This is a genomic window from Rhizobium sophoriradicis, assembly GCF_003939025.1.
Lineage (GTDB): Bacteria > Pseudomonadota > Alphaproteobacteria > Rhizobiales > Rhizobiaceae > Rhizobium > Rhizobium sophoriradicis.
Genome location: NZ_RQIH01000011.1, coordinates 25,623 through 38,246, shown reverse-complemented (window position 1 = coordinate 38,246; position 12,624 = coordinate 25,623). Strand labels below are relative to the sequence as shown.

Below are 12,624 nucleotides of genomic sequence, written 5' to 3'. Positions count from 1 at the left end.
ATTCAGGCTATTACGAGCCGAGCTTCTTGGCTTCCATGACGGCCTTCTCTACGGCGACGCGCTTGTCTTCGTCGAGCGGGGTCAGGCCGCGCTCTGCGAGATAACCGTCCTCGCCCATGGCTTCCTTGGAGGTGTATTCCTTGAGGAAGTCCTTCAGGCCGGGGATGACGTCGCGGTGCGCATTCTTGATGTAGATGAACAGCGGACGCGAAACCGGGTAGGAGCCGTCCTTGATCGTGTCGAAGCTTGCCTCGACGCCTTCGATCTTGATGTCCTTCAGCTTGTCTTCGTTTTCATAAAGGAAGGAGTAGCCGAAGATGCCGACCGAGTTCGGGTCGGACTCGAGGCGCTGAACGATCAGGTTGTCGTTCTCGCCGGCTTCGATGAACGGACCGTCCTGGCGCATGCGAGCGCAGGCTTCGGTGTACTTCTTTTCATCGGCCTTCTTGACGGCGTCCATGCCTGCGGTCTTTTCGCAGCCCGGATGCATGACGAGCTCAACGAAAGCGTCGCGCGTACCGGAGGTCGGCGGCGGGCCGAAAGCGGTGATGTTGACGTCCGGAAGCGACTTGTCGATGTCCGACCACTTCTTGTTCGGGTTCGCGACGAGACCGCCCTTGCCGTCCGGCAGTTGGGCTGCGAGCGCCTGGAAGATCTGCGCCTTGGTCAGGTTCCATTCGGTCTTGTTGTTGCGCGAGACGGCGATCGACAGGCCGTCATAGCCGATCAGGGCTTCCGTGATGTCGGTCACGCCGTTGCCGGCGCAGAGCTTGACTTCGGAGTCCTTGATGGCGCGCGAAGCGCCGGTGATGTCTGCGAAGTCAGGGCCGACGCCGCCGCAGAAGGCCTTGAAGCCGCCGCCCGTGCCGGTGGATTCAACAACCGGAGCAGCCTTGCCCGACTTGTTAGCAAACTCTTCGGCAACAGCCTGAGTGTATGGAAATACCGTCGAAGAACCGACGATCTTGATCTGGTCGCGGGCGACGGCAGCGCCAGCGAAAGCAGCAGTTGCAGCAAGTGCGGCAACGGTGAGCTTGAAGGTGTTCATTAGAAATCTCCCGGCATTTGGGCTTGTGTGAGTGCGGCCTTTAGAGAGGCCCTCGCAGTGCCTTTTTTCATCGGCGGGACTCTCTTAGCGCTGTAAGCCCCGTCCTTTTATGTCAAATCCGTGAAACATTTGTGACAGGTTAAGGCATTGAAAGTAGACGTAATTCTCAAAAGCACTAAGGATGAATGTCGATAATCGGCAAAGTCGGAACCTTCAATCTACCTTTCGTTGTAAAAGCTGCAGACGCATCCTATCCCCGGTCGTCAGACGGTGTGAATCGGGAAGGCCGATGGCGGTTTGGCTTGTGTCATCGAAGTCGTTCCGTGTGTGAAGACCGGGTTGATGGTCGACACTTTGGACCGGGATGATACCTGACAGTACCGTGATTTGCCCCTCATCCTAACCCTCTCCCCGTTCTGACGGGGAGAGGGGACGTGCCATACGAAGGGCCGAGTTAAGTCCCCTCTCCCCGCGCGCGGGGAGAGGGCTAGGGTGAGGGGCAAACACCCACGGTACGCCATCGCTAATTGCATGCAGCCGGAAAGAACCGCAAATCCGTCGCTTCGACGCGTTCGGTCAATCGGCCATCGCAGATTGCAAGAATGGTATCCAGCACGGATGACAGCTCTCTCAGCACATCCACGTTCCAGAAGCGAACGACCGACCAGCCATTGCCGGTCATAAAGATATCCCGGATTGCGTCTCTTCGATTGTCTGCGTGCTGACTGCCGTCGATTTCGACCACCAACCGCAGTTCACGGCAGGCGAAATCCGCAAAATAGGGGCCGATCGGCAGTTGCCGGACGAATTTATGTTCGTTGAGCCGCCGGTCGCGCAGCTCGTTCCATAGTTTGCTCTCCGCATCGTTATCGGACTGACGCAATGATCGCGCTCGAGCAGTGGTTTTTGGCCTGGGGCCTCTCATTGAAGTCGTTCCGTGTGATTTGCCCCTCACCCTAACCCTCTCCCCGTTTTACGGGGAGAGGGGACTTAACTCAGCCGTCTCGTATGGCACTTCCCCTCTCCCCGTCACAACGGGGTGAGCGTTAGGGTGAGGGGCAATCTCTAGCGTCAGAAGCGCACAGTGAAATCAGTGCCCTTGCCGACTTCGGATTTGACGATCAGCCGCGCCCGGTGGCGGGTGAGGATGTGTTTGACGATGGCAAGGCCGAGGCCGGTGCCTTTTTTCGAGCGGCTGTCTTCGATGCTGACGCGGTAGAAGCGTTCTGTCAGACGCGGCACGTGCTCGGCCGGGATGCCCGGCCCCTTGTCGATGATGCTGACCTCGACGGGCCCGCCGGCGCCATTCTTCAGCCGGACGTCGACGACCTTGCCTTCCTGGCCGTATTTGCAGGCATTTTCCATCAGGTTTTCGAAGACCTGGACGAGTTCGTCGCGGTCTCCCAGCACCTCGACCTTGCCGTCGGGCAGATGCAGGTTGATCTCGACGCCGACGTCTCTCGCCAGCGGCACCAGCGAGTCGCGGACATGGCCGAGCAGCGGCACCAGATCGACCTTCTCGTCCGGCGCGATATGCGATTTCAGCTCCAGCCGCGACAGCGACAAGAGGTCGTCGACCAGCCGGCTCATGCGTGTGGTCTGATCGAACATGATGCCTAGGAACTGCGCCTGCGCCTTCTGATCGTTCTTCGCCGGCCCCTGAATGGTCTCGATGAAGCCGCGCAGCGAGGCGAGCGGCGTGCGCAGCTCATGGCTGGCATTGGCGACGAAATCCGATCGCATCCGGTCGATGCGGCGAACCTCCGATATATCGCGGAAGGACAGGATGAAAAACCGCTCGCGCTGGCCGTCGGCCTGGAATTCGACAGGCGCGCTGCGGACGATATAGACCCGCTCGGACGGCAGCCGCTCGGCATGCTCGATCTGGTTCGGCGCATTGGTGGCGATGGTTTCGCGCACCATGTCGAGCACGCCGGGCGAACGCAGCCGGGCCGATATATGGGCGCCGAGCGTCACCTCGCCGAAGGCCTTTTCGGCGGCGCGGTTCTGGAAGAGCACCGAGGCGTCTTCCGACAGCACCATCACGGGAATATCGAGGCCGGCAAGCGTGGCGGAAATGTCAGGCAGGCGGCTCGGCGGCGCTTCCGGCTCCGCCTCCACCGGCTCGGCCGGCTCCGCCTTGAGCACCGGCGCCTCGTTGAACAGCGCGGTCAAGATCATCACGAGCAGGAGCACGAGCACGACCCACTTGTTCATGCCGGCGGCAAGAGCAATCAAGGCGCTGAGGATGGCCGCAAGCAGCACCGGCCATTCGCGCCGGATGCGCGCCAACAGGCTTTTTTTCCACGGGATTTCGTCTGGCAAGTGGGCCTCGCGGCGTCGATTCGTTTTTCTTTATATTGGAACTCTGCCTGATAGCGGCAATTCATGACAGAAGTTTTCGGCCGGCGCCGCTGAAACGTAAGGCTGCAGCGCAAGCTTGAGAAAAAATCACCGGCCGCAAGCGAAAGATTTGATTTTCAACGTTAAATATGTTCGCCTGCAGGAGGACAAACCATCAGCGCTGGAGGAGCATATGGGCGAGGATGTCGAAAGCAGGGCAGTGGAGCTCACTATCCGCGGCAAGAAGCGCATCTTCGACGTCGACGACCCGGTCCTGCCGGACTGGGTGGAGGAGCAGGCGCTGGAATCCGGCGAGTTTCCCTACAAGAAGAAGCTCAACGAGGAGGACTATCTGGAGCAGCTCGAAAAGCTGCAGGTGGAACTCGTCAAGGTGCAGTTCTGGCTGCAGGCATCAGGCAAGCGGGTGATGGCGCTGTTCGAGGGGCGGGACGCGGCCGGCAAGGGCGGCGCGATTTCGGCTTCCTCGGCACATATGAATCCGCGCCTTGCCCGCGTCGTCGCACTCGCCAGGCCGACCGAACGCGAACAGGGGCAATGGTATTTCCAGCGCTATGTCGCGCAGTTCCCGACATCGGGCGAATTCGTGCTGTTCGACCGCTCCTGGTACAACCGCGCCGGCGTCGAGCCGGTCATGGGTTTCTGCACGCCGCAGCAATATGAAGGCTTCCTCAAACAGGCGCCGCAGCTCGAAAAGATCATCGCCCATGAGGGCATCTTCCTGTTCAAATTCTATCTCGATATCGGCCGGGAGATGCAGCTTAAGCGGTTCCACGATCGCAGGCACGATCCGCTGAAGGTCTGGAAGCTGTCGTCGATGGACATCGCGGCGCTGACGAAATGGGACGATTACAGCGAAAAGCGTGATCGGATGCTGAAGGAAACCCATACGGATTTCGCGCCGTGGACCGTCATCCGCGCCAATGACAAGCGGCGTGCGCGTCTGCAGCTCATCCGTCACATGCTGAACAGGATGGACTATGAGGGCAAGGACAAAGCGGCCCTCGGCGAGGTCGATGAAGAGATCATCGGCTCCGGCCCCGGCTTCCTGAAATAGATCGCCCGCGCGGCCCCCTCAGCGCCGCGCGGCTTTTCAGATGCGGCGCGGCAAAAGGTCAGTCACTGCCCCGGCAGGATGCGAATGGCGAAGAGGTTGATGCCGCGCGCCTTGCCGTCGAGATCGCTGTTGATCGTCAGCGTGCCCGGCGAATTCGGGGCGAGCGAGCGGTCGAACTTCACCTGCAGCAGCGCATCCGACTTTTCGCGGGTGACGCTGAAGCGATGGCGGGCGCAATTGCCGAGCGACTGGAAATTGCATTCGACCGTCACCTGCGTCGGCTCGTCGGTGGTCGATTGCAGCGTCAGCGCGATGGTCGAGGATTTGCCGGCAAGCTGCTGCAGCACCGAGGCCGGAACGCTGACGGAGATGTTGCCGTCAGCCGCGCCGCTCTCGGAAATCAGGCGCACGGCGGGGCCGTCATTCTCGGTGATGTTTTCGATGCGGGCCCGCGGGCCGCTTTTGATCTTGTCGGCCTCGTCAGGCTTGAACACCGGAATCCAGTCGGCCGAGAAACTGTTCTGCGGATCGATGGTCACCGGCTGATCGGTGAGGGGGGCGGCATTGCCGGCGCTGTCGTCATTGCCGGTGAAATCCTCCGGCTGGGTGCTTGCCGGCGGATTGGCGACGCTGGTGTCGCGTTCTGCCGCCGTCAACAGCAGGCCCGACGTATAGGCCCACCAGGCGCCGATGCCGACGAAGGCCAAGAGCACGCACCAGACGAGAAGCCGGGAAAAGAACTTGCGCGGCTTGCGGCGGCCCGCCGCCCGCTCCGGGCGGAAATCCATGCTGGTCGCACGTTCGCCGCGGGTCAGCCGCTCCTCGCCGGCCGGGGCGGCCGCGAGATGATCGGAATTGCCGGCATGAACATTGTCGAGGCGCGACTCGTCGCTGCGGTGCATCACCACCTCGGGAGACCGGGCCTCGCCCGCGGCCACCGGACTGTCGATCAAGCTGCCGATATCGGTCACGTCGCCGCGATGAACCGGCGGCGGCGGCATTTCGACGACCGGCGGCACCGGCACCTCGGGCGGCCGTTGCCGGGGGTGGAGCCGCTCGCGCTCCTCGCCTTCGATGGCATGAATGGTGCTTTCAAGGCGGTGGCGGTGATGGGCGACGGCCTCGGCATCGGTAATGTCCTGCTTGCGCAAGCCGGCTTCCAGCGCCTGGCGGGCCGACTGGTAGATCCTCGCTCGAACTTCCGGATTGTCGCGATCGGCATTTTCGAGCGCTGTTCTGATGGCCGTTTCTAATCCGCTCACATCACGTCCTTCACTTTGAACCCGGCGTCGGACCGCAATCCCCGCCGTTCTCCATCAAAATTCGGTAGCGGCAAGTGCGGCAAACCGCAAGCCTTGCAGCATCGCCCGCCGTTGATCTCAGGCGATATTCGCCAGCTTTCACGGCGTGCGAACTTCCCTATCCATTTTGTGGGCCTGATATATCGGCCGGAAATCGACGAAGGCATGGCAGCCGCTCTTTTATCCGCTTTCCTTCTCTGTTATGAGATTGACGTTTTCGTAAACGTCAATGCGAGCGGTGAACCATGGCCCTGCCCCCGATCCTCAAGGACAAACTCAGACTGCCGGTGATCGGCTCGCCGCTCTTCATCATCTCGCACCCGGCGCTCACCTTGGCGCAATGCAAGGCCGGCGTCGTCGGCGCCTTTCCGGCGCTGAACGCCCGGCCGGAAAACCAGCTCGACGAATGGCTGGCCGAGATCACCGAGGAGCTCGCCCGCCACGACGCCACTCATCCGGAGCGGCCGGCCGCACCCTTTGCCGTCAACCAGATCGTCCACATGTCGAACAAGCGACTGGAGCACGACCTCTCGCTCTGCGTCAAATACAAGGTGCCTGTTGTTATTTCCTCGCTCGGCGCCGTGCCGGAGGTCAATGCCGCCGTGCATTCCTATGGCGGCATCGTGCTGCACGACATCATCAACAACCGCCACGCCCATTCGGCGATCCGCAAGGGGGCCGACGGGCTGATCGCGGTGGCATCTGGCGCCGGCGGCCATGCCGGCACGCTGTCGCCTTTTGCCCTGATCCAGGAAATCCGCGAATGGTTCGACGGGCCGCTGCTGCTTGCCGGCGCGATTTCGACCGGCGGCGCCATCCTCGCCGCCGAGGCGATGGGCGCCGATATGGCCTATATCGGCTCGCCCTTCATCGCGACGCAAGAGGCGCGCGCCGCAGACGCCTACAAGCAGGCGATCGTCGAGGGTGCGGCCGCCGATATCGTCTATTCCAACTATTTCACCGGCGTGCACGGCAACTACCTCAAGCCCTCGATCATCGCCGCCGGCATGGACCCCGACAACCTGCCGGTCGCCGACCCGTCGAAGATGGATTTCGAACAGGCAACCGGCGGCGCCAAGGCCTGGAAGGACATATGGGGCAGCGGCCAGGGCATCGGCGCCGTCAAGGCCGTGGAGCCGGTGGCCAAACTCGTCGACCGGCTGGAGGCCGAATATAGGGCCGCCCGCGCGCGGCTGGTACTCTGAGGGCGGGCTTCCACACCCCTGCCCTCTTTTTTGCCAAAGGCATGACAGGGTGCTTGAAATCTTCGGACAATGCCTGTATCAGCGCCATGCAAATCGCAGGCCGCACGCTTCGGCCGCCAAATGCCGCTTTAGCTCAGTCGGTAGAGCACATCATTCGTAATGATGGGGTCACGTGTTCGAGTCACGTAAGCGGCACCATTTTTCCAAATATGTAAAATTTTATCGTGGGACATTTGTTGGGTCGATTTACCCGCAGCGGCCGGGCGTGCCACCTTATTGCTACCAACGGCGTGAACTAGCCCATGAATGCGCCGCCGGTTCACGGAGAGGCGAGAGCCATATGACAATTGATGCTCAAACATTTCTAGCTCGCCACTTCGTAGCGATAAGCGTCAATTCTCGACTGAAGGGAGATACGGGACCTGACCGCTTTTTTGCAGCTTCGGGGCTGTTGATACGCATCGGGGATATATCCGGCATTCTTACGGCCGGGCATGTGGTCGAATATCTCGATGAGGCGGTGAATCACTCGGATATCGACGGTCTCGGTTGCCAGTTACTTGACACGTTTGGCGAGACGAAGCTTAGCGACTACGGCGTCCCCTATGATCTCAAAGATTCGCCCCGCCTCCATTTTCACAATGATGAACAAGGCTTGGACTTCGGTGTCCTGTTCCTTCATGAACATCAGGCACGATTGATTGAGAAGCATAATATCGTTCCGCTCACATACGAAGCCTCGCGTAACGAGCCGGCTGATCTCGATGTCTTCTTTTTGCTTGGTCTCCCCGCCGAACTGACGTCGGAACGAGTTTCGCCTTCGGGGAGCGCCACGGTCGGTATGACCATGCTGAGACTGAAGAAATTCGAATCGGAAGAGCAGACCACGCTTTTTCCCAGGTTTGTGGCAAAGATCGATAGTCACACCGACTTGGAGAGCCTGCAGGGTATGAGCGGCGGACCTATTTTCGGCTTCAATACCGAGCGGCCGAACAAATACTGGATAGTGGCGATTCAGTCGTCTTGGAAGAAATCAGAGCGCAAGATCTTCGGTTGTCCGGTACAGCACATCTACGACATATTGAACCATCTACACGATCAGGCTACCGAGGAACTCGCCCGCAAAGGTGAGCATGAGCAAAGCTCATTTTGACAGGAACCCGTCAACGAAGGCTTCTAGCGCCTCGTCCAGCGTCCCAACCTCATCGACCAGATTCCACCTAGGCGTCATGAATGAGCCCGCGCTCATCATCTCGCATTCCGCATCTAGCCAGGCGCCACCCGCCCCAATGAGCCCACGATAGGCCGAACGACGATGCACGTCGTCGTACATATAGGCGCCGTCGGGAAGCTTTCCCGCGCCTGGCACTCCCATTTCACGAGGAGGCGCCACTCAGCTACATGTGTTACCGGCTCCCCGGTGAGAACGCGAAGACCGATGGCGTCATGATCTGGCGGCCAACATCGGCGCGCACCATGAGGGGCGATTGAAAATCAATGACGCCAGGTGCGGGAGATCCGGCATGGCTGATCTTGGATGCGTTGAGCTGCTATTGCGGACGGTCGGCATCGGTAGACTCCTGTTGAAACAAGTCTAGCGTTCCGCAGCGATGTCCACATTCCACGATAACGCACAGGCTGTGCTTGATGAAATCTTGATAGGTTGCTCTTGTCTCACCATTTTGGGTGGAATAGCCAGCAAGGAGTGAGATGGTGACCAAGAAGAAAAGTGCTATCGAGATGTTGAGGGACATTCAGATGGCCGTGAACGGCGATCCGACACCAGCCAGTCAGACGTTCCGCGAATCTTGTCTTGGCCGATGATATCGAATGTCCGCCGTTGAGTGATGCGGTGCTTTTTGAGTTGGACTCAGATCAGCCACAATTCATCACGCGCCATATGAGGGCGGAGCAACTTGAGAGCTATCGAAACGGACACTTCAGGTTCGGCACGATTGAAAGCTATAACCCCAGGGACAAAGCTCTTGGTGAAAGCCGCTTCGGCGATTTCCAAGAAGGTCGCCAAAGAAACCATTTCACCTCGCCCAGTGGTCGATTTGACAGTTTCATAAAACGTTCGTCGCTTGAAGTTGAGCACAACTATGCGCCAGGTGGGATCGCCACGGAGGTTAGCATCTTCCAAGGCAGCCGAAAAACCTGCAATTCTGGCAGGAACCTGCCGCTCCCGAACTGGTTCTCCCCTTGAGACAACAAGGATGGAGCAAACCATGTCCTGCAAACTCATCGTTATATCACTCCTTTCGATCGGCCTCGCCGGCTCGGCGCTGGCGCAGACGGCCGGGGGCGCGAATTCCAGCGGGCGGCTTTCGGTCGCGCCGGTCATCGGCGGCTCGGGGAGCTCGGGCACGGGTTCGGCCGGGACCGGATCTGCTGGTACGGGCTCGGCCGGCACCGGCTCTGTCGGCACCGATCCCGGTACGACCGGCAGCACCACCGGCACTGGCGGCGTCGATCTCAACAGCGGGCGTAGCACGATCAATCGTGGCGGCGTCAACCCGGATCTTCAGCAGGTGCCGGGCTGCACCGCCGGTACCAGCTCACTCAGCGAGGCATGCCAGCAGTGAGGGCGGGCAGGCACCCGCCTCTTGAGAATGACGGCCCGGAGCGAGAGCGCCGCGCTTTCCTTTGGAGCAAAGCGCCTGACGCAACAGGCGAGCACCGGGCCTAGGCCCGATTACGCTAGAAGTAAGAATCTGCTCCACATGCCCTCAGCCACGTCGCCTCATGCACACGGCTCGGAAGGCGAGTGCGGGCGTCAATCCGCACACGTGTTGATCCCGTCGCGAACAATTAGCGCCCACTTCGGTCCAAGCCTCTCGCGAGCCGAAAGGGCCATGTCGCTCCCTGGCTCGCCCTCCTTGAACATCCTGACAGCCAGAGCCTGATTATGGCCGCCCGAGACGTAAGTGGGGCCGGGATTGTAAACGGTGTTGCCGCTGTAATAGCCGGTGTTCCCATAGACCGTGGCGGTGCCCGTTGTCGTATATGACCCAGGCATCTGGACAACACGCGTTGTGTCCGCGCCGGCTTGGCCGACGATGACGTATCGGTCATAGCCTGCCTTGATCGTTTCGATCGCCGCCTGCTTCTCGGCAACCTTCATGGCACCGATACCACCGCATACCGGAGCGGCTTCAGTCTTGATGATGAGTTCGTTCTTTGATGTCCGGATTGCACTGGACGCCGCGCAGGAGGAGAGGAGCGCGGCGGTGAGCACGATAGCATTCTTGAATTTCATGTGAGTCCCCTACAAGCCCCTGCAAACTATGATTGGGTTGTAGTTTCGCAATAGAAAAATCGTGAAGTTGAAAATAAGTTGGGTACGACCTAATGCACCTCCATTCATTCGCTTTCTGGCCACGACCCACAATGGAGAAGTTGCGGCAGTAGCTCACCACTGGAAGCCGCAACGCTTAAGTCTGGCGCAACTAAACCAAATAAACTTCCGTTCATTTCTGAGGAAAGGAACGAATTTTGGCAGCGCTTCTACAGCGGTATGTTCGAATTGGCTTTAAGGCCGTTCTGATCCTTTTCGTTTTCAGCTTGGGGCCGGCAGTGGGATTGGCGCCCTGTCCTCCAGCAAACGAACTGCTAGCCAAGGCGAAGGTCGTCGTCGAAGCGCGTGTGAAATCGCTGTCGATCGGCGAATCCGGTTTTCTCCTGGAGGAAAATTTTCCGACGCGCATGATAAGGGCAGATTTGCAGATCACGCGCGTTATCAAGGGCGAGTATCCTGGAAACGAGGCGATCGTCTATGGAACTGTGTTTCCTCCAGGACCGTTCAAGGAACTAACCCAGATGGCATTGTTTGCTGAGTTCGAGGGCCGCGACACTTTTGAATGGGAACTTTCACGCCATGAAATGGCCGCCGGTGCGGCGTTCTTTTCGATGAACGACTGCATCTATTACAAATTTCCAGATTATGCAGCGGGTGCCCGCTGATCACCGGCTGAATCCCACTGAGTTCGTTGCTCTTGCGTCCGAAACCTTGCGCAAGTTCTGATGGCTGAGGCGCCAATAGCTTTACGCTTCGTCGCTGAGGTCGTAAAACAACGGCACACCTCCGCGCATGGCGCATCGCCACATCAAGCCAGCCTGCCGTTCTTCCGGCATTCCGCGGAGCACCCGAAGAGGATCGTCATGTCGAATGCTGCGCATCGCTCGAACCGCGTGCTTGTTGTCGCGACCATCATGGTCGCAACCTTCATGGTTGCCATCGAGGCGACGATCGTGGCGACCGCGATGCCGCGCATCGTCGGCCAGCTCGGCGGATTTTCCTATTACAGCTGGGTGTTTTCGGCCTTCCTGCTTGCGCAGTCGACGACAACAGTCATCTACGGCAAGCTTTCGGATATTTTCGGGCGCAAGCCGGTGCTGATCGCCGGCATTATCATCTTCCTGGCCGGCTCGGCGCTCTGCGGCTTTGCCTGGTCGATGATGTTGCTGGTGCTGTTTCGGCTGCTGCAGGGGCTTGGTGCCGGCGCCATCCAGCCGGTGACGATGACGATCATCGGCGATCTCTTCAAACTCGAGGAACGCGGCCGGGTGCAAGGCGCGATGGCGACCGTCTGGGCGACCTCGGCAGTCGTCGGGCCGCTTGCCGGCGGCATCATCGTCGACAATATCTCCTGGGCCTGGATCTTCTGGATCAACCTGCCGATCGGCATCGTCTCGATCATCGTCTTCATGATCTTCCTGAAGGAGGACGTCGCGCACAAGCAGGCGCGGATCGATTATCTCGGGTCGGTGCTGTTTTCGATCGCGATCGTTGCGCTGCTCGTCATGCTGACGGAAACGGCTGCCAGCGCCTGGATCCTGCTCACACTTTTTGCGGTCTTCGTCGTCGCCGGGCTGCTCTTCCTCGCCCAGGAGAAGCGGGCGCCGGAGCCGATCATTTCGATCGCGCTCTGGAGCCGCCGGCTGATCGCCACCAGCAATGCGGCGACGCTACTTGCCGGCATGGCGCTGATCGGGCTTTCCACCATCCTGCCGATCTATGTGCAGGGCGTGCTCGGCCGCTCGCCGATCGTCGCCGGCTTCACGCTGACCATGCTGATCGTCGGCTGGCCGCTTGCGGTGATGCTCTCCGGCCGCTTCTACAAGGCCTTCGGCATTCGCCGGACGCTGCGCGTCGGCAGTCTGATGTTTCCGTTCGGCGCCTGTTTCCTGCTGTTCCTGACGCCGGAAAGCTCGCCTGCTCTTGCCGGCGCCGGCTCCTTCTTCATGGGCTTCGGCATGGGTCTGATCAGCCTGACCAGCATCGTGCTGGTGCAGGACAGCGTCGAATGGTCGATGCGCGGCAGCGCCACCGCCTCGATCATCTTCGCCCGCAGCCTCGGCAATACGCTCGGCGCCACCGTGCTCGGCGCCATCCTCAACGCCGGCATCAACCACCATGCGAGCGGCGAGACGGCGGCGGCCCTGCACAATGCGCTGAACCAGCCGACCGGGCTCTCGGCGCTCGCCGCCGACCCTGATATCCGCAGCGTCTTCGATGCGGCCCTGCACTGGAGCTTCTGGGGCGTGGTCGTCGTCGCGGTGCTGACCTTCTTCACCACCTGGCTGATCCCGGTCGGCCCTGGCCGCAAACGCGAAGAGCCGGCGGTGGCCAGCGAAGCGGCCTCGCATTGA

General features: G+C 60.2%; 12 protein-coding genes and 1 tRNA gene. 8 read left to right on the top strand and 5 right to left on the bottom strand.

The features are described from left to right. Positions 1-10: 10 nt before the first annotated feature. The 3 genes from EFR00_RS19140 to phoR all read right to left on the bottom strand — a co-directional run bounded on the left by EFR00_RS19140 (position 11) and on the right by phoR (position 3,340). Positions 11-1,048, bottom strand: a complete 1,038-nt coding sequence (locus EFR00_RS19140) for a PstS family phosphate ABC transporter substrate-binding protein (protein ID WP_038686698.1) — start codon at positions 1,046-1,048, stop codon at positions 11-13. Positions 1,049-1,571: 523 nt separating this feature from the next. Continuing rightward, positions 1,572-1,973, bottom strand: coding sequence for an endonuclease domain-containing protein (locus EFR00_RS19135; RefSeq protein WP_077992668.1), 402 nt, complete (start codon positions 1,971-1,973; stop codon positions 1,572-1,574). A gap of 146 nt (positions 1,974-2,119) precedes the next feature. Beyond that, positions 2,120-3,340: a phosphate regulon sensor histidine kinase PhoR gene (phoR, locus tag EFR00_RS19130; protein ID WP_077992671.1), complete on the bottom strand. Its 1,221-nt coding sequence runs from the start codon at positions 3,338-3,340 to the stop codon at positions 2,120-2,122. A 244-nt stretch (positions 3,341-3,584) separates the two neighbouring features. Here phoR and ppk2 point away from each other — a divergent pair, with 244 nt between their 5' ends. After that, on the top strand, positions 3,585-4,466 hold the full coding sequence (gene ppk2 / locus EFR00_RS19125; protein ID WP_077992674.1) for a polyphosphate kinase 2: 882 nt from the start codon (positions 3,585-3,587) through the stop codon (positions 4,464-4,466). A 62-nt stretch (positions 4,467-4,528) separates the two neighbouring features. On the opposite strand, the gene EFR00_RS19120 is transcribed toward ppk2, so the two are convergent. Further along, positions 4,529-5,728 (bottom strand): regulator, encoded by a 1,200-nt coding sequence (locus tag EFR00_RS19120; protein ID WP_077992676.1) that lies wholly within the window; start codon positions 5,726-5,728, stop codon positions 4,529-4,531. 284 nt (positions 5,729-6,012) lie between these two features. Here EFR00_RS19120 and EFR00_RS19115 point away from each other — a divergent pair, with 284 nt between their 5' ends. The 5 genes from EFR00_RS19115 to EFR00_RS19095 all read left to right on the top strand — a co-directional run bounded on the left by EFR00_RS19115 (position 6,013) and on the right by EFR00_RS19095 (position 9,557). After that, entirely contained in the window at positions 6,013-6,972 is a 960-nt protein-coding gene (locus EFR00_RS19115; protein ID WP_077992678.1) for an NAD(P)H-dependent flavin oxidoreductase, read from the top strand. Between the two features lie 122 nt (positions 6,973-7,094). Beyond that, a tRNA-Thr gene (locus EFR00_RS19110) sits at positions 7,095-7,170 on the top strand. A gap of 142 nt (positions 7,171-7,312) precedes the next feature. Beyond that, entirely contained in the window at positions 7,313-8,125 is an 813-nt protein-coding gene (locus tag EFR00_RS19105) for a hypothetical protein (protein WP_077992681.1), read from the top strand. A 660-nt stretch (positions 8,126-8,785) separates the two neighbouring features. After that, a complete protein-coding gene (locus EFR00_RS33305) occupies positions 8,786-9,178 on the top strand; it encodes a hypothetical protein (RefSeq protein WP_206428354.1) in 393 nt (130 codons plus the stop codon). A gap of 10 nt (positions 9,179-9,188) precedes the next feature. Further along, entirely contained in the window at positions 9,189-9,557 is a 369-nt protein-coding gene (locus EFR00_RS19095) for a hypothetical protein (RefSeq protein WP_206428353.1), read from the top strand. A 191-nt stretch (positions 9,558-9,748) separates the two neighbouring features. Here EFR00_RS19095 and EFR00_RS19090 read toward each other — a convergent pair whose 3' ends face one another. After that, the gene (locus EFR00_RS19090) at positions 9,749-10,231 is read right to left on the bottom strand and encodes a hypothetical protein (protein WP_077992686.1); all 483 of its coding nucleotides are present in this window, start codon (positions 10,229-10,231) and stop codon (positions 9,749-9,751) included. A gap of 236 nt (positions 10,232-10,467) precedes the next feature. Here EFR00_RS19090 and EFR00_RS19085 point away from each other — a divergent pair, with 236 nt between their 5' ends. Further along, entirely contained in the window at positions 10,468-10,935 is a 468-nt protein-coding gene (locus tag EFR00_RS19085) for a hypothetical protein (RefSeq protein WP_206428352.1), read from the top strand. Between the two features lie 198 nt (positions 10,936-11,133). Next, on the top strand, positions 11,134-12,624 hold the full coding sequence (locus tag EFR00_RS19080) for an MDR family MFS transporter (protein ID WP_077992687.1): 1,491 nt from the start codon (positions 11,134-11,136) through the stop codon (positions 12,622-12,624).